Genomic DNA, 19,914 nt, shown 5'->3' on the forward strand with positions numbered 1-19,914 from the left:
ACTGCTTTGTCAACATTCTCTGCGGATTGATTGCCTACTGCCATCAACCGAAGAAGCCAGCGATTGCCATTGACCACAACTTGCTGCCTTCGGCTTAACCCGAACTGACGTTAAGTATGAACTGCCAGGGTGGTTATAACATCAATATTTGGCAGAAACATACTTCTGGTGAACTACTCTATCGTGCAACTAATCCCAACGGGAATTTAAGTTTGGGCAGAGGAACTAGCCAAAGGACAGAAGGCGTTTGAGTGTATAAGTTTCGGAATAGAAAATATGAATATTGGGTGTGGGATGGTACGTTAGATAATCCGCAGGCTGGAACTTTAGAGGTGTATAAAAACAACCGGATCTTGATGCAGCGAGCTTGTAGGAAAAGTTGAATCCTAAGAGAGGGTGTTATTCTCTAATGCTCGAATTGCGAACACTATGAGCGAATGATTCAGCCGTTTTTCATCTGAAAATCAGAAGTTGGCAGTCGGATTCCGGTATTTTTGCTTACCTTGGGATGCACTTGCTTCGCCCATACTTTACACCCCATTTACATCTACCGAAAGAGTTCAATCAGGGGATTTTCTCAAGATGATTCACTCGTTCCTGGCTGAGTGGAAAAGCCTGAAGGATATCAAGCCGGAGCGATAGTGAAATACTAGGGCAATGTCTTTATCGCTCGCTGGGCTTCAAAACTAAAGGAGGGAGATCCCAATGAGAACGGCTGTCGATTACATGATAGCTTTACGATCTCATGTCTAGTCCTGCCGTTGCACACGCCAGAATCATTAGACCTCATGATTCATGCAGGAGATATAAATATACCGCCAGGTAGAAATATAAGGTTTTCCGACATTTTTAGTGGATGAAACTCTGATTGGTATCTTAAGCTACGAATACAGGGAGCGATGTATGGGGACTTAATAATAAGGATTATTAAGTTTATAAGAATTGATGAAGCTGCTTCTGGTTGAATGTTGGCGACGGTAGGGAAGAATTTTAAAATTATCCCTCCATTTATATACCTAAATTTCTAACTACCGAGGTATATTTTTTTCCGCCATATATGCATCGCGCTTCTATTCCCATGCATAGGCGGCAACTACACCTGATTTCATACGGTTGTGCCCACTGCGATCGCTATCAGGGTGGAGATACATTGTTAATTAAGCAAGTACATAAAAGTTTATGCATGGGGAAATGCCACTTCACCCATAGCCTAAACAGCTCGGTAGAGGAAAGTTGCTATGTTTCAACATTTCACAGACAAAGCCGTTAGGGTAATTATGCTATCCCAGGAAGAAGCACGTCGCCTGGGACACAACCTCGTGGGCACCGAGCAACTCCTTTTAGGATTAATTGCAGAAGGCACGGGTGTGGCGGCTAAAGTTCTGATCGATCAAGGCATCACCCTCCAAGCATGCCGGATTGAGGTAGAAAAAATTATTGGTCGGGGGTCTCGCTTTGTACCCTCTGAAATTCCCTTCACTCCTAAGGTGAAGCGTGTTTTCGAGCAAGCCTTTCTGGAAGCAAAGGCTTTCGGACATAACTATGTAGGCCCGGAACACCTGCTGCTGGGGTTAATTCAAGAAGGGGAAGGGGTTGCCGCCAAAGTGCTGCAAAACCTGAACGCTAACCCCGATAACCTCCGTACCGCCGTGATTCGGATGCTGGGAGAGGTCACAGCTGTCTCTGCTGGCAGTGGAGAAGATCGTTCGACATCCGGACGTGGCGATCGCAAAACCGCAACGTTAGATGAGTTCGGCACGAATCTGACGACACTCGCTGCACAAGGCAAGCTCGATCCGGTCGTTGGTCGCACCAAAGAAATCGAACGCGCTATCCAGATATTAGCTCGCCGCACCAAGAGCAACCCGGTGTTGATTGGAGAGCCAGGAGTTGGTAAAACTGCGATCGCTGAAGGTTTAGCTCAGCGGATTGTGAATAAAGACGTTCCTGGCTTCTTGGAAGATAAGCAAGTGATCGGTCTGGATATGGGTTCGCTGATCGCGGGTACCAAATTCCGGGGCGAATTTGAAGAACGTCTCAAGAAAATTGTGGATGAAGTTCGGACATCGGGGAACGTCATTCTGGTCATTGACGAAGTGCATACGCTGATTGGTACGGGGTCAACCGAAGGTGGCATGGATGCCGCGAATATCCTCAAGCCAGCATTAGCGCGGGGCGAGTTGCAGTGCATGGGAATGACAACCCTGGATGAATACCGCAAGCACATTGAGCGAGATGCAGCTTTAGAACGTCGCTTCCAGCCGATTATGGTAGGCGCACCCAGCGTCAGTGAAACCATCGAAATTTTATTTGGTCTGCGCGATCGCTACGAGCAGCACCATAAAGTTAAAATCTCTGATGTTGCTCTGGTTGCAGCCGCCAGCTTGAGCGATCGCTATATCTCAGACCGTTACTTGCCGGATAAGGCAATTGACCTGATTGATGAAGCGGGTTCTCGCGTCCATTTGAGAAACAGCAAGTCTTCTGGGACTGGACAACTGAAGCGCGAACTGCGTGAAGTGACCAAAGAGAAAGAAGCGGTTGTGAAGGCTCAAGACTTTGATAAAGCGGGACAACTGCGCGATCGCGAGTTGGAACTTGAGGCACAATTGAAGGCGATTTCTGACAATAAAAAGGCAGAAGTCATTAACCCTGAAGATTCCCCAGTGGTTAACGAAGAAGACATCGCTCAAATCGTTGCTTCCTGGACTGGAGTTCCTGTCAGCAAACTCACCGAATCTGAATCGGAATTACTGCTGCACTTAGAAGATACCTTGCACCAGCGTCTCATCGGTCAAGAGGAAGCCGTCACCGCGGCCTCTAAGGCGATTCGCCGCGCCCGCGTTGGTCTAAAAGACCCCAACCGCCCCATCGCCAGCTTTATCTTCTCTGGCCCCACCGGAGTTGGTAAGACGGAACTTGCGAAGTCCTTGGCTGCTTACTTCTTCGGTTCCGAAGAAGCGATGATCCGCCTGGATATGTCGGAATTCATGGAAAGCCACACGGTTTCAAAGCTGATTGGTTCGCCTCCTGGATACGTAGGATACGACGAAGGCGGTCAATTAACCGAAGCGGTGCGTCGCAAGCCTTACACGGTGGTACTATTCGACGAAATCGAAAAAGCTCACCCCGATGTGTTCAATATGATGCTGCAACTCTTGGATGACGGTCGCCTGACCGATGCTCAAGGTCGCACAGTAGACTTCAAGAACACCTTGATTATCATGACTTCCAACGTCGGTTCTAAAGTCATTGAGAAAGGCGGCGGCGGTCTAGGCTTCGAGGTAACTGATAATCAAGCTGAAGCGCAATACAACCATGTTCGCGCTTTGGTGAATGAAGAACTCAAGCAATACTTCCGTCCTGAATTTCTCAATCGTCTCGACGAGATCATTGTCTTCCGTCAGTTGACGAAGGACGAAGTGAAGCAAATTTCTGTAATCATGCTGCGCGAAATCGCCGAACGCTTAACCGAACAGGGAATTACGCTGGAAGTCAGCGATCGCTTCAAAGACCGTGTCGTTACCGAAGGCTACAGTCCTGCTTACGGTGCAAGACCGCTGCGTCGGGCGATTATGCGACTCCTGGAAGACAACTTGGCTGAAGCCATGCTATCTGGCACCATTCAAGATGGAGACACTGCCATCATTGATGTTGACGATGACGGTCAGATTCAGGTAGTCAAATCCGAACAGCGTGAGTTACTTCCGGTCGCCTAAGAGCATAAGTTCCTCAATTCATTAGCTAAGATTTAGCACTTTCATCCCCTGGCATTTCTGCCAGGGGATTTTTTTTGCAACCGTCCATTTCTGCTCAAAAAAGGCTGCTGGCGAGATGTAGCAATTAGAGCTAAAAATTTAAAATCCACAGAGGTTGGCGAGTCACAAGCGGGAGTTTCCGCGTCCTTGCGTCGTGGCGTTTAAGGAAACCAATCCAACTCTTATAAATATTTGTTGGGTTGAACGATGGTATGGGTTGCTGATAAGCGATACTTTCGGTGGGCTTCGTCAACGCATTCCCATGATGCACAGATGGGAATCCATGCAAAAATATACCTGGTGTTTTAGGCGATCGCGTTCTGGGCAATTTAAGTAAAAAGGAATTTATATGATTTCCGCTCCAATTTTCTATACCTACATGGATAGCCCTCTGGGACGTATCTTAATCGCCCAAAACTCAGTCGGGCTAGTGGCGATAGACTTTCAAGAAGGGCTAGCTGCAAAGTCTCCAGAAGCCGCTTGGCATTTCCAAAAGAAGCTAGACGGTAACGCCGTTGAGCAACTTCAGGCATATTTCAATGGCGAATTGTATCAATTCACGCTACCACTTGCCCCTATAGGTACGGTGTTTCAACAGCAGGTTTGGAAAGCCCTCCAATCGATTCCTTACGGTCAAACGATATCTTATGGAGAACTAGCAAGAAAAATAGGATTGCCAACAGCAGCGCGTGCCGTCGGAGCAGCCAACGGTAAAAATCCTCTGTGTATTATTGTGCCTTGCCATCGTGTTATCGGCAGCAACGGCACACTTACTGGTTTTAGAGGTGGAGTCCGTCTTAAAGAAGGTTTACTCGAACTTGAACGTAGACATAGCGCAAAATCTAGTCGGCAATTAACAATGGCTTTGGGAAACAACTGAATGTAATAAAGTATTGTCCGCTCAAATAGCTTTCTGCCCTACAGTTACGCAATTGGATTTATCGCGCAGAGATTTGGTGGGCAAATATTACCTGACCCAATGTGTTCAGAATCTGGCTTGTTAAAACTTAACGTGCTTTGAAGTTATCTATGAAGTAATCGCTCCCTTGAACAATTCAATCTATTTACGCTCTGCGTCTTCTTAAGCTTTTTCTTCCTGAGCAAACCTCGCATTCTCCTAATCCCTCTCTCAAGAATACAGTTGGGGTACTGCTGCTTACAATTTGTCGTGAATCATCTAACCTCAATACATAGTCTCCAACTAGCATTTTCCAGTGATTACATTTTTGCTCGAAATGATATTTACTGCTTTTGTCGCTCAAATTTCCAATATATTTACCATTCATAATTCTTATTTGAGAGTATTTGGAAAGTTGAGTGTTTAGTTTATTTACATTTTGTTGCTCCTGATTAAGGTCTTGAATTAACCGGCTCTTTTGAGCAGTCCAGGTTTTCTTTTGGGCTTCTAATTCAAGTAATTTCCTATTCAATTCGTTTAATTTACTATTTAAATTATTAATTTTATTTTGGTTTACTTGCTCTAATTGAATATATTTTTCAATTTTTCCTTGAAGTCTGGATAGTGCTGATTCACGTTCGGCTATTTCCTTATTGAGGTTATCTAACTTTATAGAATATATTTCCAATTCTTGCTGTTTAGCATATTTATCTGAAAGCAATTTGTTGAATTCTTTAGATAAGATATCTCTTTGATCCTTTAGCTCATTGACGAATTTTTCATTTAGTTCATCTAATTCAGACCTATTAAGATTGGAAATTTGTTTTTGAGATATTGAGTAAAGTAATTCTTCAACTCTATACACTAGCCCTAATCTAGCAGGGCTAATTTTACTAGCATTCCGAGATGTTCTCAAAGATAACTCTTCAAGTACATCTTGGATAACTGTTTTAGAAGGCTGTTTATTTTTATTAGATAAAATCAACTCATTTATTATTTTTTCAATATGCTCAAAATCTCGTTTAGCTTGGATTGAAGGAATAAAAGCAAAAATATCTTGTGTTCTAGCTTTTAATTTCTCTAAAGCGTGATATTTTTCTGGTCTTCGTGGTTTTAGCTCATCTTGAATTTCACCCTTTTTTTGCCTCAGAGCTTCTATCGTCTTTGCAATTCGTTCGTGACTTTCAGCCTTGCGGGTACCTAATCGCTCCAAAACTCCTAAGTACAACCATGCCTGTGAATCAAGATTATTCAGCCTCTCCACTTGTTGTCTTTGATCATTCACTTGATAGGGAAGTTCAGTTTCTTGCAATTGTTTCTGCAATTTATTAACTTTAGCGGAAATAGTTCCCTTAAAGCAGCATAAAATTAACTCGATTGCTTGCTCATAAGGAAACGAGTAATCAGCAAACCAGCCGAAGAGAAGCCAGAAAACGAATGCTGATATTAGGAATATTAAAACCTTAAAATAGTTTAAAATTTTGCCTCCTATACTAAGAGGCTCTAAATCTGCATCAAGCAGATTTTTATAATTGTAGTTATTGGTTACGAAAAATCTGTCCTACAATTTTACTATTCTCAGCATTAATGTTGACTCCAGATTGAGTAGTTTGATTAACCTTTGCAGTATTGTTCTCTAACTTTTGAAATTTAAATACAAGTTGCTCCAATTCATTCTTAAAAGTTTTATCGTTTAAAGCTTTATCTAGAACTGTTGCTTTTAATAGTGATGGCTCTTCCTTGACTTTATCTAACCTGAGATTCCCTTGAAGCTTGCTCTGTAAGTATTGAAGTATTTGTGTGCCAACTTCCTCTAAAGCTCCTCCAGTCACTTTATCGAGTACACCGAGTAAAATCTTGACTGTTGCTGCCGCTAATTCAGTTTCCAGCATAGAAGAGATAGCCCTAAGTACGTCTTCCCAGTTATAACAGGCTTTTGTAGAGAATTGTTAGTGTAGGTGTATTTGCCAGCTTACCCTGATTGGAGCGGACAGCCGAAAGTCCTCTCCTAGCGCTTAGTTTGAGCCTATCTGCCGCTCAACTTAGCCTTAGATAACTTATCCGTTAAATAACCACTCTTGAGATGGCTTGTTCCACCCCTGTTAATTAACATCATTTGTGAATCGCCAGAATTGAGATAATTTGCTCGTTCTACAGGTGAGTGTCTTGCCTCACCTCAATTCAGAATTCCTTGTTACCTAAATATTACCAATGAGTAATTTATGCAAATGGTTAAGGAGAATTCCGAATTGAGGATGGCACAAACTACTCAGGGATAATTAACTGTCATGGCATCTACACAGTAGCGATCGCTTAGGCTGATTAATCGCTCCTAAAACTCGGCAAGTGGAAATCTATCGCCCCAGTCAGAGTTTAGATTCAACTACTTAATCAAACAAGCCATCTACCTTTTGACGAAAGGCAATCAAGGCATGATTGCTCGAAAACTCCTTTAGGTCTTCTAGCAATTGGTCTGATATCTCTTTTGACACAATGGTTTTGACTTCAATGTTGGTGTTATAGCCAGCGATATCTCCCATACGTTTACCGTGACTACCAGCGCCCTTGGCTGGAATAATGGTGTAGCCAGAAGCACCCAATCCGCTGAGCAACTTAACTAGGCGATCTTGCAATACCGTTTCGCAAATGATCGTGACGAGATAGCCCTGGCTTTGAGAAGTGGTCATAAAAATTTTAGGAACAGTTGTGTACTCATTATTCCACGGCACAGTTGCAGGCTGAGGGAAGGCACCTAACAATCTGCTTAAGGATAGAGAAGCACAAAGCTACGATTGAAGTGATGAGCAGATGTTTAAGAAGCTAGTTTTCCAGTAAAAAAGCTCTCAAGGCATCAGAGGGGAACTGACAAGTCAGCACTGGGCTAACGCCTCTCTACGCTATTGCGATCGCACATCCATACAATCGTGCGAGAGAAGTTTTGATGAGTTACGCTGATTTCAAGTCCCTCTAGATAGTATTTGGCTCAAGATAAATTCAGAGGGAGAAAACGCATTCCAGGCTGACAGATGAGTGGCGCTGCATTCAAGAGGAAGCTGTATGGACGCAGAAATTAAACCAGAAGACGCAATCAAAGCAACCAGCAATGCTCCAGACATGGGTGGCGGTTTGCCCGTCGTCCAATATTGGGCAGAGCATACCCTATCACCCGAAGGGCCAAAACTGTGGCAAACGTTGTTGCATAAAAGTGCTTGCTTGTCCTGTGCTTGGGGAACGGGGGGACAAAAAGGGGGCTTCGCGAACGAGTTGGGGGAAACGATGCAACGCTGCGCCAAAAGCGTAGAGGCAATTTCCGCCGAGTTGCAACCAGCCGTCTCAAACCATTTTTTCGACCGCCACAGTATCGCCGAACTCCAGCAGTTAACTTCCTTAGAAGCGGATCGGCTGGGTCGTCTCAGCTTTCCCGTGATTCTGCGCGAGGGGAAATCTCATTACGAGCGGATTTCCTGGGATGAGATTTACGAGATTAGCGAAGCTGGTTTTCGCAAGTCGCCGGAACGAGTCGCCTCTTATAGTTCCGGGAGATCTTCAAATGAAGCGGCTTATCTGCTGCAACTGATGATGCGATCGCTGGGGTCGAATCATTTGGCAGATTGCTCGGATTTGTGCCACGTCCCATCGACGGTGGGACTGAAGCAGATGTTTGGTTCTGGCACCTCAATGGTCAGTCTGGATAGCCTGAAAAAGGCAGAATGCGTGGTGCTGATCGGGTCGAATGCGCCTGCTAACCATCCGCGCTTGATGAACGAACTGATTGAGTTGCGCGATCGCGGTGGTAAAGTTATTGTCGTTAATCCAGTAGTGGAAGTGGGGTTAGTCAAGTTTGCCTCCCCAGCGTTTCCCCTCAAGTCGCTATTTACCGGATCGGAAATTTCCTCACTTTATCTGCAACCGATTCCCGGTAGCGATGTGGCGCTATTTATCGGCATCCAAAAAGCGCTAATCGAACGCAACTTAATTCAAACAGATTATCTTTGCGCCCATGCTGAGGGTTGGGAAGCGGTTGTCGATTATGCTAACTCTATTTCGTGGGATGCGATCGCGCAAACTTGCGGTGTTTCCCAGCAGGAGATCGAAGTCGCCGCAGAAATAATCGCCTCTTCTAAGGGGGTTGTATTCGCTTGGGCGATGGGTGCAACGCAGCAAGAAAACGGCGTGGACAACATCTATGCGATCGCTAACACGGCTCTGCTGACGGGGAATGCGGGCAAAGACGGCGGCGGTACGATGCCCATCCGGGGACACTCCAACGTCCAGGGTTTTGGCTCGATGGGAGTCACAGTCCAACTCAAAAAAGAGATTCAAGAAGCGTTAGAGAAATTGCTAGGGCGATCGCTCAACCGCAACCCTGGATATCGCGCCCGCGACTTAATTGATGCGGCTGATGCAGGCAAAGTAGACACGTTGATTTGCCTGGGTGGGAATCTGTATGCGGCGAACCCTGACTTAAATCAAGCAAAGCGAGCTTTAGGCAATATTGAAATGATTATTTACCTCGCCACCAAACCGAATTTAGGACACTTTCACGGATTAGCGCAGAAAAATACCATCATCATTCCCGTATTTAACCGCTTTGAAAATCCGCACCAAACTACTACGGAATCCGGCAACAACTTTGTGCGGCTAAATGATGTTGGTAAAACCCATCTCAAGGATGCGGATTTGATTTCGGAGGTGGAATTTCTCACACAATTAGCGCATCGGATTCTTGGCAGCGATCCGGTTGATTGGCGCAAACTACAAGATACTAAATATGTCCGCCAACTGATTGCCAAAACAATTCCTGGCTTTGAGCAGATGGCGACGATTGATGAAACCAAGGAAGAATTTACCATCGCCGGACGCATTTTCAACGAACCCAAATTTGCTACATCGTCCGGTAAAGCGAATATGTTTGTCACGCCATTACCGAAATTGCATTTGCCGGAAGCAAAAGATTTTGGAGTGCCAGAATCTTCGCAGGCGATTGTATTAGCATTGATGACAGGACGCAGCTACTCGCAACACAACACGGTAGTTTACAAACCAGGCGACAAATATCGCGGAATGCCGCACCGCAACTGCATTTTAATGAATCCATCCGATGCAAAACAAGCAGGATGGCAAGAGCATCAACGAGTGACAGTGCAAGGCGATGCAGGCAAGTTAGAGAATGTTGAAATTATCTTTGGTGCTGTGCGTCAAGGAGCAGCAATGATGTTTTATCCCGAAGTTAATGTAATCTTTAAGGCGCGTATAGATAAGCAGTCTGGGATACCTGCGTTTAAGCGAGTTCCGGTTGTGGTTTACTAATTGTGTCTTATAGGGAAAGAAAAAGCTCAATTCATCTCATTCGTGCCAGAGAAATCGATCAGGGAGATGCAGAGCAATTTCTAGATGAACAATTACAACCCGATGTTTTGCTCAAGTTTGTGCGAAAGTGAATCATCCTCTCACTCTTCGCAAACAACCGGGCTACGAGCACAGCTATTATTTCATCGCCTCATTTATAGGTGAGCATTTCGCTCATAATGCTATTGTCTTAGGTAAGGTTAATCGTAAGTTTACTTTTCAATAGACCTCTTGCATGAATCAGGAAGAGGAGGCAAGCTTAAAGTTAATAATGGCAGCAATCAAGTTGAATCGTAAGCCAAAGCGCCTGCGTCGATTCCGGTAACGCTCTGCCAGAATGCGAAAGACCTTCAGCTTGCGATTGATGTGTTCTGCTACTACTCGCAACCGTGCTAACAACCGATTGTGCTGACACTCAAACTTGTCCAGTTTGGCTTTGCGTGACTTTTTGGTTGGGGTACAACTGCTTGGATGCAGTTTTGCCATACCTTGATACCCCGGCGTCAGCCAAACAAAGTTGCTCTGGCAGCATCGGGATACGATTGAGCTTGAACTTTTCGCTAATCATGCACTCGCCCTTTACCAAATGCTGTGCAGATGATTTGCCCGTTGGCTTGGTTGACTACCACTTGGGCTTTCAACGTGTGCCGTTTCTTCTTGCCACTGTAGTAGCCTCGCTGTTTTTTTTTTGGACGTTCGATTGGACTCTCAGTCACATCGACCACCAACACATTCCAGGTGTAAGCGTTGGCATAAAGCTGCTTTTTTCCAGGTAAGCGGAACTTGCCAGAGCGCATTAGCAACGTTTCTACCTTCGTGGGGGAGGCGACACACGGCTGACTCACTGATTCCCCAACTGGTCGCAATATGAAACTGAGTGCGATATTCTCGCTCCTACTCCAGCACAACCAGCAGTTGGTCTTCGACGCCGAGTTTTGGCTGTCCACCTCGGAAGCCGCGACGATCGAGATGCGGACGCAGGATCTCGACCATCTGCAAGGGAGGTGTCTTGATGAACACCACATCTGCGCTTAAAGGCACTGGGCTTGAGGGATTTGAGTTGCTCGTAGGTCATGGCTAGTTCCTCCTTAACCTACTTCTATCCACCTTCTACCTATTCACGCAAGAGGTCTAATCTATTGAAGAGCTTTGAATTAGTTTTTTAACATAAACTGTTAATAATTCTGCTCGTTTTTTGTAAAAATCGGTGAAATTGTCGTTAAATGTGTCTTCAGGACAAAAGGCACTTATCAAAATATCCTTGAATATATTTTTATCAGCAGGCATTAAGCAAACATAGTCAGATGGTTTCTTACTACTAATCTTTTTATTTTCCGAAGCATTTATAAAGCAAAAATTAGCTAGACAGTTAATTAGTTCATTAGAAAAACTCTTTTTTTGTAAATATGCCTTGGGGTAAATATGATGAAACTCAGTTTTATTGTACTTTTGCAAAACTCTATCTAAATCAATCGATGAGCCAGACAAGAAAGTTTTGGGATTATTATTTGCAAGAGCAAGAACAAAAGTTTTAGTAGTGCTGTTATTCGATTTAAAGCAATTTTCCAGGAAAAACTCAGGCTTAATATTACAAGTTATTTCGCCTAAATTGCTTGCCTCGCCATTCTTCAGCTTGCTAATTTCTTTAATATCATCTATGGTAGTAGCTTTTACTTGATTGCTATACCTTCCAGTAAAACATGACCGCCAAAACCATTTTTTTAATCTGTTATAAACTTTGGAATCATAACATACTTCTTTTCCGTCAGGCTCTGCAAAAAAAACAGTCAAAGGAATTATTAATGTTGAATAAGGCAAATTTTTTAGTGCGGTGATTTTTAATTGCTTTCTCATAAAATCAATCGCACCCATAATTCCATTTCTAACCTTGGGAAAAGCTGCTCGAATCTCTTGACCGTTTAATTCTAGCAAGCTTTCTGGAGTAGGAGCTGCTTTCATAATAGCAGCAGTACACTTTAAAATAAGATCTGAATCTTCACCAACTTCAGAAAAACCAAATTCTTCAAGTTCCTCTTTAAGCTCTCTAAAACTTTTTAATAGATCAAAATCTTCATTCCATGTCCATGCTGTCAGTAATTGGAGGGTATCTAATGGCATTCCTAATCTATTTATTCTTTCAAAGACAATACCAACAATAGTTCTATCATCAGTTTTTAAAAATTGAATAGGAATAGATACTTCTTTAAATTTCTCTTGGAGCTTATCAATTCGTTTAATCTGTGACGTAGTAAAGTTGTCGGTTGCCTCTCTGTATTTAACAGAGTCAAATAAAACATTCAATGGGAAATGCCTGTCTGAAATAACAAGAGAAGTATCTAGTGCGAGGAATTGACTTTGCTGTACATCCTCATTTGCATCTAGGTCAAAATATATACTAAGCCATCCATTATCTACAGTTGGTTCTAGCTCAGTTTGAAAAACAGAAAATATTGATGTGACACGTTGCTGACCATCCAGCACATAATCTATTGGATAATCCTCTGTAGGATTTGGAAGTTGAAATTGTCCTAGCATCCTCTCTACACTGAGCTTAGATTTGGTTCTCCAAAACAATATAGAGCCAAAAGGATATCCTTTATAAATACTGTCCATTAAGTACGCTACTCTATCCATTTCCCAAACAAAAGCACGTTGAAAAGCTGGGATGCGGATGTTACCACTAATTACTGAACCTAGTAGCTGTCTGATAGAGCAGGACTGATAATCCATTGTTAAATTTTAATGGGTGGAATTTTAATCTCCTAAGTATAGCAGTTACAAGCTTTACGCTGGTAAGAAAACCAGTTAAGAGAGTTTCTGCAAAAGCAACAATAGCTCAGTCCAAAGCGGAAAGGAGCGATCGCAGCTTCAGGTTTTTTGATTTGCAAGTTGGGCAAATGCGATCCACACTGAAATGATGATTCATCTGGGAGTGAAATCGGATGCCTAATTTGCTTGACAGAATTACAGTTAATTTGAAGCAGTGTGGAGGTCGTCCCTGCATTCGGGGTATGAGAATTCGGGTATCCGATGTGCTGGACTTGTTTGCGGCTGGTTTAAGTGCCGAAGAAATCTTGGAGGAAATGCCCGATCTGGAAATGGAGGATCTGAAAGCAGCACTCACCTACGCGGCGCGTAAACTCAATCATCCAGTTTTGGTGGCATGACGATTTGGGTAGATGCACAACTGTCGCCAGCGATCGCACCCTGGATTGTCAATACATTTGGAGTGACAGCAGTAGCCTTGCGCGATATTGGTCTGAGAGACGCTGAAGATTTTGAGATTTTCGAGGCAGCAAAAGCACAAGGAGCGATCGTTATGACTAAGGACAGAGATTTTGTTGATTTGGTCGATCGCTACGGGGTACCGCCACAAATTATCTGGTTGACGTGTGGCAATACATCCAATACGCGATTGCGAGAGATTTTGAGTGCAACATTGCCAGACGCTTTGGAGCTTTTGCGCTCAGGCGAGATGTTAGTGGAGATTAGCGGGGATTAGTCCATCAACGGAAGGACTAGCGATCGCTCTCAGGTGCTTGTGGAAAAATAGAAGCACTGAATTATTTTTGTTGTGGTTGCCATGAATATAGTAGAACTAATGCCCACCTTACGAAGCTTGTCTCGTGCAGACAAGCTTAAAGTCATGCAGTTTCTAGTTTTAGAATTAGCGAAGGAAGAAGATGCGCTGCTATTAGAAGCTGGGGGGATATATCCAGTTTGGTCGCCCTACAATTCCCACGAAGCTGCCCAAAAACTAGCTCAATTGCTGGAAGAGGATAGCCAGACGGACAATGCCTAACTCTCAAAGATTCCCGTTTGTAGAGAGGAATGATGCCTTTGGAGTTCCTGATGCTGTACCAGAGTTACCTCTAACCTTAATTTACCGAGATACTACTGTGCAGATTTCAGGGTTGTTGGACACTGGAGCTAGCATCAACGTTCTACCTTACAGTGTCGGCATTCAATTAGGAGCAGTTTGGGAAGAGCAAACTACCTCAGTCATGCTTGCAGGAAATCTAGCTCCTGTTGAGGCAAAAGGATTGTTAGTATCTGCTAAAATTAGGGATTTTGTGCCTGTTCGTTTGGTATTTGCGTGGAGTCTGTCAGACGATGTGCCATTACTGTTGGGACGTATGAATTTCTTCTTGGAATTTAATGTATGCTTCTATCGATCGCAGATGTGGTTTGATTTGTCACCAAAGCAGTGAACAGTGAGTGTTAAGCACAAATGCGCGATCGCAACTTTGACTCTCTCTCGGCTTGAGTGCGATCGCCAATTTCTATGTATTGCGGTATAACCAGAACACCAAAATAGTGTTTATCCTTGCTGCTGTGACTGAGAGGCGCAGAAATTATAATTTTTTCCGATAGTCAAGGTCGCTTTAATGATGAAGCCTGACTTTAGCAAAAGGACCCGTCAAGAACTGAGAGCCTATGTTTTGGCTCACCGAGAGGATGATGAAGCAATTGAAGCTCTGATTAAACGTGGTAATCCTAATAGCCGAAAATATCGATTTCCCAAAAATGAAGAAGATTTGAGGGAAATGGAAGAGATTCTTAAGAGAAAATTGGGTAGCAGTTGAGAAGCAGCCTAACATTCAAATTGAATATTTTGATTTTATTGAGTCCTTGACCAAGAAAAAAGGACGCAGAAACCAGTTAGAAAGCAGTAAGTCAGACGCAGAAACAGGCGATCGCAAAGGAATTTTTAAAACTTCTGGGTCGTTTTCACCCGCGAAACGAACTGCGATCGCTAAAGTAAGAATTACAGCTCTCGCTATCTCTGGCGAAATTCTGGATGATAGGGTGCTAGGCAAAATTGGCAGGAAGTCACGATGAAAACACGCGCCGCGATCGCTTGGGAAACTGGCAAGCCCTTAGAAATTGAAGAAATTGACCTGGAAGGGCCAAAAGCTGGAGAGGTTTTGGTTCGGATTGTTGCCACAGGCGTTTGCCACACGGATGCATTTACGCTGTCTGGTAAAGATCCGGAAGGCATTTTCCCAACAATTTTGGGGCATGAAGGCGGCGGGATTGTGGAAGAAGTGGGTGCTGGCGTCACCAGCGTGCAACCAGGCGATCATGTAATTCCGCTGTATACGCCAGAGTGCGGGCAATGCAAGTTTTGTCTGTCTGGAAAAACCAATCTGTGTCAGGCAATTCGCGCCACGCAAGGCAAAGGATTGATGCCCGATGGAACCAGCCGATTCAGCAAGAACGGTGAAACTATCTATCACTACATGGGCACCAGTACGTTCAGCGAATACACCGTATTGCCCGAAATTGCGATCGCCAAGATTAACAAAGCCGCGCCGTTAGAAAAAGTTTGCCTCTTAGGATGTGGCGTTACTACAGGCATTGGTGCTGTATTGAACACGGCGAAAGTGGAACCAGGCTCAACGGTTGCGGTGTTTGGTTTGGGGGGAATTGGGTTAAGCGTCGTTCAGGGAGCCGTAATGGCTCAAGCAGGGCGGATTATTGGCATAGATATCAATCCCAGTAAATTTGAACTGGCAATGCAGTTAGGTGCGACAGAATGCATCAATCCCAAAGATTACGAGCAGCCAATTCAGCAAGTGATTGTCGAACTTACGGATGGCGGTGCTGACTATACATTTGAATGCATCGGAAATGTTAACTTGATGCGAGCTGCCCTTGAAGCTTGTCATAAAGGTTGGGGAGAATCGACGATTATTGGGGTTGCGGGTGCGGGAGAAGAAATTAGCACTCGTCCGTTCCAACTGGTTACGGGGCGCGTGTGGCGGGGTTCTGCCTTTGGCGGAGTCAAAGGGCGATCGCAACTTCCTGGTTATGTAGAACGGTATCTCGCAGGCGAAATTAAGCTTGATGAATTCATCACTCAGACGATGCCACTAGAGGAAATTAACACAGCGTTCGATTTGATGCACGCGGGTAAGAGCATTCGTTCTGTGATTCTGTATTCGTAATATCATGTCCGGCTTGCCCATAATTAAAAGAACCCCACTCCGCCATAGCCGCAGGCTATAGCTCCCCTCCACGAAGAGCGGGGAGGAGCTGGGAGTGGGGTTCTTCTCGATCGCGCAGAACTTGGTATGCAGCATTATCAGTCATGAACCAACCCATCCCGACAAACCTCACCTTAGTCAGCCGCAACCGGAGTTTCGGTGGCTGGCAATCTGTCTACCGCCATCACTCTGCGGTACTCGACTGCGAGATGAATTTTGGCGTGTATCTTCCTCCCCAAGCTGAAACGCAGTCGTGTCCCGTACTCTATTGGTTGAGTGGACTAACTTGCACAGAACAAAATTTCATCAGTAAAGCAGGCGCACAGCAATTTGCAGCGCAATACGGTGTAATTGTGGTTGCTCCCGATACCAGTCCGCGCGGCTGTAATGTCCCTGGAGAAGAAGATAGCTGGGACTTGGGAACAGGTGCGGGATTCTATCTCAATGCAACGCAAATGCCTTGGGCAAAGCATTATCGGATGTATGACTATGTAGTTTCAGAACTGCCGGAAGCGATCGCTGCAAATTTCCCCGTCATGGCAATTCGGGGCATTTTCGGACATTCAATGGGTGGTTATGGTGCCTTAGCGATCGCCCTGAAAAATCCCGGAATGTTTAAAAGTGTCTCCGCCTTTTCTCCAATTGTTACCCCAAGCCTTGTCCCTTGGGGACAAAAAGCGTTTCAAAATTATTTGGGCGACAATAAATCTGACTGGCTAGCTTACGATCCGATGCATCTAATTAAATCTGCTCCAGAAAGATTGCCCATTTTGCTCGATCAGGGAGATGCCGATCAATTTCTAGGCGAACAATTGCAACCCGACGTTTTTGCACAAGCTTGTGCCGAGGTAAATCATCCCCTCACTCTCCGCAAACAACCCGGTTACGATCACAGTTATTATTTCATTGCCTCATTTATCGGCGATCATTTCGCTCACCACGCGGCTGCTTTGGCTCAACCGGGCTTTTGATTACTCTAACCTAGGAAAAACCAATAATATTTTATTTACATTTCCCTACGAAGTAGATAAAAACTATCTATTTATGTGAATGCAAATTGATTTTCGCAAAAAGCTAATCGAGACATTAAATGAGAATACAAGGTGTTAAATTATCTGCCTTTGCTTTTCTTGTCGTTTTCACGCTAGTTGGTTGTTCTAAATCTACCCAAGACTTAAAAAACTCCTCCCCGCTTCCATCAAAAGCTCAACCCGATCGAGAAGTTAAAGTTGCAAAAAAACTTAACTTTCCAGGGGTTAACGTTGCTGCGAAAAAACAGGTGATTGCCAGAGGCGGAGGAATTACTTACCCAGGTTGGGCCAATGCCAATGATAATGTGGATTACAAAACAACAACAAATTATCCACAGCTAGGTCGATGGGGAAATGAAACGAATAATGGTAAGGGCACGTTTCAAGTTGTGGATTTGGGTTCCGTTTATCAACTTAATGGAGTCGGCTATAACATCGATTGGGATGGCGCGTTTAAGAATTCCTTGACATTTCGAGTCGAAGTATCAACCGATAACAAGTCTTGGCAGTTAGTTTCCAACCTTGTTCATCCTTACGAGCCAACAACTGTTTTCAATAAACTGGATATCGATGTTGCAATCAAACCGACTGCTGCGAGATATGTCAAATATTGGGAACCACCGGACGGACAATGGAATGGTTGGGGTACTTTTCATCAACTCAGGGCTTATTCTTCAAAGTCTGTTAAACGGTAATCGCTACGCTGAACGCTCTAAGTAAAACAGAGCTATTAGATAAAGCTAAATTTGGCGAAGTTCGCGTTGCTTGCCGCTGCTAAATGGTATTAGCAAGTCAAGTACGCGAGCGCCAGGTAGTTACAAAATTGTTGGTACGATCGCTACTGAATTGGTGTTGTTGATGGACGATTGCAAAACCAGTATGGATAGAAAACTTTCCCCAAGATACTCATAACAGCGCACCTCGAAAAATAAGAGCTGATGACCCAGTGGTGTAAAATCCTAGATCCTAGAGACAGTTAACGGCGGTCAACGGAGTCTAAACACAATGGAATCACATCGGAAGCCAACAGTTGTAATCACGGGTGCCTCGTCAGGGGTTGGTTTGTACGGTGCAAAAGCGCTTGCCAAAAAGGGATGGCACGTAGTGATGGCTTGTCGGGATTTGGAGAAGGGGAAAAAAGCTGCCGAAACGGTGGAAATTCCCCAAGACAGCTACACCCTCATGCAAATTGACCTAGCTTCTTTGGAGAGCGTTCGCCAGTTCGTGAATAACTTCAGAGCCAGCGGCAAGTCCTTGGACGCTTTGGTGTGCAATGCCGCAGTTTATCTACCTTTATTAAAAGAACCTATGCGGAGTGCAGAAGGTTATGAACTGAGTGTGGCGACGAATCACCTCGGTCATTTCCTGCTGTGCAACTTGATGCTGGAGGATCTGAAAAAGTCCTCTTATCCAGATCGCAGACTTGTGATTTTGGGAACTGTGACGGCGAATCCGAAGGAGTTAGGAGGTAAGATTCCGATTCCAGCGCCTCCAGATTTAGGCAATCTCCAAGGCTTTGAAGCTGGTTTTAAAGAACCAATTGCGATGATTAACGGCAAGAAGTTTAAACCAGGCAAAGCTTACAAAGATAGCAAGCTTTGCAATGTTTTAACCATGCGGGAACTGCATCGGCGCTATCACTCTTCCACAGGCATTACCTTTAACTCCTTCTATCCGGGATGCGTTGCAGATACGCCCCTATTCCGCAACCACTATCCTCTGTTTCGGAAAATCTTCCCGCTGTTTCAAAAGAACATCACTGGGGGATACGTGTCTCAGGAGTTGGCAGGGGAAAGGGTTGCAGCGATTGTTGCCGATCCTGAATACAAGGAATCCGGGATGTATTGGAGTTGGGGAAATCGCCAGAAACCCGGTCGTCAGTCTTTTGTGCAAGAGGTTTCTGACGAAGCCAGCGATGATAACAAAGCTCAAAAGCTGTGGGATTTGAGCGCTAAGTTAGTTGGAGTAGCGTAACGAAGGCTGGGCGTTAGCGAATTATTGGTCATTCTTGAATATAGCTATCTGGTTTTGATGTTGTCTGCCGAAACATCAAAACCAAAGCTAAACCTTTAATTGCAGCACTAATCGGAGGTAGAATCATTGCCCCGCCTAACGCAGAAACTGGAATCCACCAACCCGCTCTCGAAATCTGCCGCTTCAGCAAGAACCATTGTGCAGTTCCAACAATTGCTTCATTTATTGCACCTATCTTAGATAGGCTAAAAAGCTTATACGAATTATTTAGATTCAATGATAGAAAGTCACTAAAAAAATCAGATAGTGCATTTGTAGATATAGAGTAACTCGCTAGCACACATACTGGTAAAGCTATAGCTCCGCCTATAGCAGACACTGCAATCCACAAACTCGATCTCTTAATTCGCCGCTTCAGCAACAACCATTGGAAGAACCCCAAAATAGCCCATACAACAGTCCAGCCAAGGGGAAATCCATTGGCGCTAAGACCTCCTGTCAAAATTGTTACAAAAAAGCCAGCAACGATTCCAAGCAAACTACCTATAGTAGATAAAGCAATCCAGCCTAACCAAAACTTCCATTCCGCACTCTTTAGCATTGCGAAGTTAGAGGAGTTATTCATAGACCTCTGTAAAAAAATTTAGATTAAAATTTTAGCCGTTTTTCCCGGCTTGGGTGTGTTAAATACATATTTATTTGCCCAGTTGTCAAATTGTTGATGGTCGCAACGAATTGTCACGCAACCAGGTAGAAGTCTTGGTTTCAAGCTTTCTATAAAAGTGCTTGTACTCAACAGCAGCTTACTTCACGTCGCAACTAGACCAGCTCGGCAGAAATAACCCACCATGAAAACTCTCCCCCTGCTTCATCAACTATGTGAGGGGTGGGTAGTAAAGCTGATTGTCATTCTT

Annotated in this window: 19 protein-coding genes and 2 pseudogenes; 15 read left to right on the forward strand and 6 right to left on the reverse strand. The window is 44.3% G+C overall.

Annotated elements, in window-relative coordinates; genetic code table 11:
* Nucleotides 1–1,238: 1,238 nt before the first annotated feature.
* From NDA03_RS19090 to NDA03_RS19100, 3 genes are all read left to right on the forward strand, one after another.
* Nucleotides 1,239–3,719: an ATP-dependent Clp protease ATP-binding subunit gene (locus tag NDA03_RS19090; RefSeq protein ID WP_348238857.1), complete on the forward strand. Its 2,481-nt coding sequence runs from the start codon at nucleotides 1,239–1,241 to the stop codon at nucleotides 3,717–3,719.
* 154 nt (nucleotides 3,720–3,873) lie between these two features.
* Nucleotides 3,874–4,095 (forward strand): hypothetical protein, encoded by a 222-nt coding sequence (locus tag NDA03_RS19095; protein WP_348238858.1) that lies wholly within the window; start codon nucleotides 3,874–3,876, stop codon nucleotides 4,093–4,095.
* A gap of 12 nt (nucleotides 4,096–4,107) precedes the next feature.
* Nucleotides 4,108–4,638, forward strand: coding sequence for a methylated-DNA--[protein]-cysteine S-methyltransferase (locus NDA03_RS19100; RefSeq protein ID WP_348238859.1), 531 nt, complete (start codon nucleotides 4,108–4,110; stop codon nucleotides 4,636–4,638).
* Nucleotides 4,639–4,822: 184 nt separating this feature from the next.
* Here the strand turns inward: NDA03_RS19100 and NDA03_RS19105 are convergent, their stop codons facing one another.
* The 3 genes from NDA03_RS19105 to NDA03_RS19115 all read right to left on the reverse strand — a co-directional run bounded on the left by NDA03_RS19105 (nucleotide 4,823) and on the right by NDA03_RS19115 (nucleotide 7,343).
* Nucleotides 4,823–5,968: a hypothetical protein gene (locus tag NDA03_RS19105; RefSeq protein ID WP_348238860.1), complete on the reverse strand. Its 1,146-nt coding sequence runs from the start codon at nucleotides 5,966–5,968 to the stop codon at nucleotides 4,823–4,825.
* Nucleotides 5,969–6,194: 226 nt separating this feature from the next.
* On the reverse strand, nucleotides 6,195–6,548 hold the full coding sequence (locus NDA03_RS19110) for a hypothetical protein (protein WP_348238861.1): 354 nt from the start codon (nucleotides 6,546–6,548) through the stop codon (nucleotides 6,195–6,197).
* 495 nt (nucleotides 6,549–7,043) lie between these two features.
* Complete coding sequence (locus NDA03_RS19115) at nucleotides 7,044–7,343, reverse strand: hypothetical protein (RefSeq protein WP_190429137.1); 300 nt, start codon at nucleotides 7,341–7,343, stop codon at nucleotides 7,044–7,046.
* 370 nt (nucleotides 7,344–7,713) lie between these two features.
* Between NDA03_RS19115 and NDA03_RS19120 the strand changes: the two genes are divergently transcribed.
* Together NDA03_RS19120 and NDA03_RS19125 are read left to right on the forward strand one after the other, a co-directional pair.
* Nucleotides 7,714–9,966 (forward strand): FdhF/YdeP family oxidoreductase, encoded by a 2,253-nt coding sequence (locus NDA03_RS19120; RefSeq protein ID WP_348238862.1) that lies wholly within the window; start codon nucleotides 7,714–7,716, stop codon nucleotides 9,964–9,966.
* Nucleotides 9,967–10,019: 53 nt separating this feature from the next.
* Nucleotides 10,020–10,231, forward strand: a pseudogene (locus tag NDA03_RS19125) (hypothetical protein); the annotation flags it as partial.
* Nucleotides 10,232–10,245: 14 nt separating this feature from the next.
* On the opposite strand, the pseudogene NDA03_RS19130 reads toward NDA03_RS19125, so the two are convergent.
* Together NDA03_RS19130 and NDA03_RS19135 are read right to left on the reverse strand one after the other, a co-directional pair.
* A pseudogene (locus tag NDA03_RS19130) lies at nucleotides 10,246–11,080 on the reverse strand (IS5 family transposase).
* 56 nt (nucleotides 11,081–11,136) lie between these two features.
* Nucleotides 11,137–12,735 carry a DUF262 domain-containing protein gene (locus NDA03_RS19135; RefSeq protein WP_348238863.1) on the reverse strand — a complete coding sequence of 533 codons (1,599 nt, stop codon included), beginning with the start codon at nucleotides 12,733–12,735 and terminating at the stop codon, nucleotides 11,137–11,139.
* A 212-nt stretch (nucleotides 12,736–12,947) separates the two neighbouring features.
* Here NDA03_RS19135 and NDA03_RS19140 point away from each other — a divergent pair, with 212 nt between their 5' ends.
* The 10 genes from NDA03_RS19140 to NDA03_RS19185 all read left to right on the forward strand — a co-directional run bounded on the left by NDA03_RS19140 (nucleotide 12,948) and on the right by NDA03_RS19185 (nucleotide 19,000).
* Nucleotides 12,948–13,172 (forward strand): DUF433 domain-containing protein, encoded by a 225-nt coding sequence (locus tag NDA03_RS19140; RefSeq protein ID WP_348238864.1) that lies wholly within the window; start codon nucleotides 12,948–12,950, stop codon nucleotides 13,170–13,172.
* Nucleotides 13,169–13,507 carry a DUF5615 family PIN-like protein gene (locus tag NDA03_RS19145; protein ID WP_348238865.1) on the forward strand — a complete coding sequence of 113 codons (339 nt, stop codon included), beginning with the start codon at nucleotides 13,169–13,171 and terminating at the stop codon, nucleotides 13,505–13,507. Before NDA03_RS19140 ends, NDA03_RS19145 begins: the two co-directional genes overlap by 4 nt.
* Before the next feature lie 81 nt (nucleotides 13,508–13,588).
* Nucleotides 13,589–13,807, forward strand: coding sequence for a hypothetical protein (locus tag NDA03_RS19150; RefSeq protein ID WP_190439524.1), 219 nt, complete (start codon nucleotides 13,589–13,591; stop codon nucleotides 13,805–13,807).
* Complete coding sequence (locus NDA03_RS19155) at nucleotides 13,800–14,216, forward strand: retroviral-like aspartic protease (RefSeq protein ID WP_190439528.1); 417 nt, start codon at nucleotides 13,800–13,802, stop codon at nucleotides 14,214–14,216. The genes NDA03_RS19150 and NDA03_RS19155 overlap by 8 nt, the downstream gene beginning before the upstream one ends.
* Nucleotides 14,217–14,393: 177 nt before the next feature.
* Nucleotides 14,394–14,591 carry a hypothetical protein gene (locus NDA03_RS19160; RefSeq protein WP_190439532.1) on the forward strand — a complete coding sequence of 66 codons (198 nt, stop codon included), beginning with the start codon at nucleotides 14,394–14,396 and terminating at the stop codon, nucleotides 14,589–14,591.
* 46 nt (nucleotides 14,592–14,637) lie between these two features.
* Nucleotides 14,638–14,847 carry a hypothetical protein gene (locus NDA03_RS19165; RefSeq protein WP_190439535.1) on the forward strand — a complete coding sequence of 70 codons (210 nt, stop codon included), beginning with the start codon at nucleotides 14,638–14,640 and terminating at the stop codon, nucleotides 14,845–14,847.
* Nucleotides 14,844–15,956, forward strand: a complete 1,113-nt coding sequence (locus NDA03_RS19170) for an S-(hydroxymethyl)glutathione dehydrogenase/class III alcohol dehydrogenase (protein WP_190536676.1) — start codon at nucleotides 14,844–14,846, stop codon at nucleotides 15,954–15,956. Before NDA03_RS19165 ends, NDA03_RS19170 begins: the two co-directional genes overlap by 4 nt.
* Nucleotides 15,957–16,099: 143 nt before the next feature.
* A complete protein-coding gene (gene fghA, locus NDA03_RS19175) occupies nucleotides 16,100–16,966 on the forward strand; it encodes an S-formylglutathione hydrolase (protein WP_348238866.1) in 867 nt (288 codons plus the stop codon).
* A gap of 119 nt (nucleotides 16,967–17,085) precedes the next feature.
* Nucleotides 17,086–17,721: a discoidin domain-containing protein gene (locus tag NDA03_RS19180; RefSeq protein WP_348238867.1), complete on the forward strand. Its 636-nt coding sequence runs from the start codon at nucleotides 17,086–17,088 to the stop codon at nucleotides 17,719–17,721.
* A gap of 310 nt (nucleotides 17,722–18,031) precedes the next feature.
* Complete coding sequence (locus tag NDA03_RS19185; RefSeq protein ID WP_190536673.1) at nucleotides 18,032–19,000, forward strand: protochlorophyllide reductase; 969 nt, start codon at nucleotides 18,032–18,034, stop codon at nucleotides 18,998–19,000.
* A gap of 28 nt (nucleotides 19,001–19,028) precedes the next feature.
* Here NDA03_RS19185 and NDA03_RS19190 read toward each other — a convergent pair whose 3' ends face one another.
* On the reverse strand, nucleotides 19,029–19,625 hold the full coding sequence (locus NDA03_RS19190) for a hypothetical protein (protein WP_348238868.1): 597 nt from the start codon (nucleotides 19,623–19,625) through the stop codon (nucleotides 19,029–19,031).
* Nucleotides 19,626–19,914: the final 289 nt, after the last annotated feature.

Source organism: Trichocoleus sp. Lan, from assembly GCF_039961855.1.
Lineage (GTDB): Bacteria > Cyanobacteriota > Cyanobacteriia > Cyanobacteriales > FACHB-T130 > FACHB-T130.